Here is a 1,471-nt window from a genome sequence, read left to right on the forward strand (position 1 = left end):
CACCACACCCGAACCCCCCCATACCGAAACCCCCGACGACAACCGCCCAGGAGGCACGGAGTGAACGACGCTCTCGACGTCGCCCTGCGGCTTCTCGTCGTCTTCGCCGTATTCATGGTCCTGCCCCTGGTCATCGGCCAGACCGAGCACAAGGTGATGGCCCACATGCAGGGCCGCCTCGGCCCCATGTACGCCGGCGGCTTCCACGGCTGGGCCCAGCTCGTCGCCGACGGAGTCAAGTTCGCGCAGAAGGAAGACGTCGTACCGGCCGAGGCCGACCGCCGTATCTTCCAGCTCGCCCCCGCCGTCGCCCTGCTGCCCTACCTCCTCGTCCTGGTCGCCATCCCCATCGGCCCGAGCGAAGGCGCCGTCGGTCAACTCGTCGACGCCGGCATCTTCTTCGTCCTGGCGGTCATGGGCATCGGCGTACTCGGCTCGCTCATGGCCGGCTGGGCCAGTGCCAACAAGTTCTCCCTCCTCGGCGGCCTGCGCACCGCCGCCCAGCTCCTCGCGTACGAACTCCCGATGCTGCTCGCCGCGGCCTCGGTCGCGATGGCCGCCGGGACGGTCTCGCTGCCCGGCATCCTCAACGCCTTCGAGTGGTGGTGGCTGCCCTGGCAGATCGTCGGCGCCCTCGTCTTCTTCGTCGCGGGCCTCGCCGAACTCCAGCGCCCGCCCTTCGACATGCCCGTCGCCGACTCGGAGATCATCTTCGGCGCGTACACCGAGTACACGGGCCTCCGCTTCGCCCTCTTCCTCCTCGCCGAGTACGCCGGAATCGTCGTCCTCTGCGGCCTCACCACCGTCCTCTTCCTCGGCGGCTGGCACGGCCCCTGGGGCGCGGACGGCCTCGGCTGGGTCTGGACCCTCCTGAAGACGGCCGTGCTCGCCTTCCTCGTGATCTGGCTGCGCGTCAGTTACCCCCGTCTCCGCGAGGACCAGCTCCAGAAGTTCTCCTGGACCCTCCTCGTCCCGCTCGCCCTCGCGCAGATCGCGCTCACCGGAATCGTGAAGGTGGCGATCAACTAAATGCCTCCGATCCCTGGCAGCGGCCTGGCCAAGGGCCTCGCCGTCACCCTCCGCACGATGACGAAGAAGACCGTCACCCAGCAGTACCCGGAGCACCAGCCCGAACTACCGCCCCGAACCCGAGGCGTCATCGGCCTCTTCGAGGAGAACTGCACGGTCTGCATGCTGTGCGCCCGCGAGTGCCCGGACTGGTGCATCTACATCGACTCCCACAAGGAGACGGTCCCGCCGGCCGTCGAGGGCGGCCGCGAGCGCAGCCGCAACGTCCTCGACCGCTTCGCCATCGACTTCGCGCTCTGCATGTACTGCGGCATCTGCATCGAGGTCTGCCCCTTCGACGCCCTGTTCTGGTCCCCGGAGTTCGAGTACGCCGAGACCGACATCCACGAACTCACCCACGAGCGCGACAAACTCCGCGACTGGATGTGGACGGTCCCGGCCC

General features: G+C 68.5%; 2 protein-coding genes. Both read left to right on the forward strand.

The window, feature by feature from the left end; translation table 11 throughout:
- The first annotated feature begins 60 nt into the window (after nucleotides 1-60).
- Complete coding sequence (locus E2651_RS43180; protein ID WP_135336726.1) at nucleotides 61-1,029, forward strand: complex I subunit 1 family protein; 969 nt, start codon at nucleotides 61-63, stop codon at nucleotides 1,027-1,029.
- On the forward strand, nucleotides 1,030-1,471 hold a 442-nt coding region (locus E2651_RS43185), incomplete at its 3' end, for an NADH-quinone oxidoreductase subunit I (protein WP_135336727.1).

Origin of the sequence: Streptomyces sp. MZ04 (assembly GCF_004684775.1) — a bacterium.
Classification (GTDB): domain Bacteria; phylum Actinomycetota; class Actinomycetes; order Streptomycetales; family Streptomycetaceae; genus Streptomyces.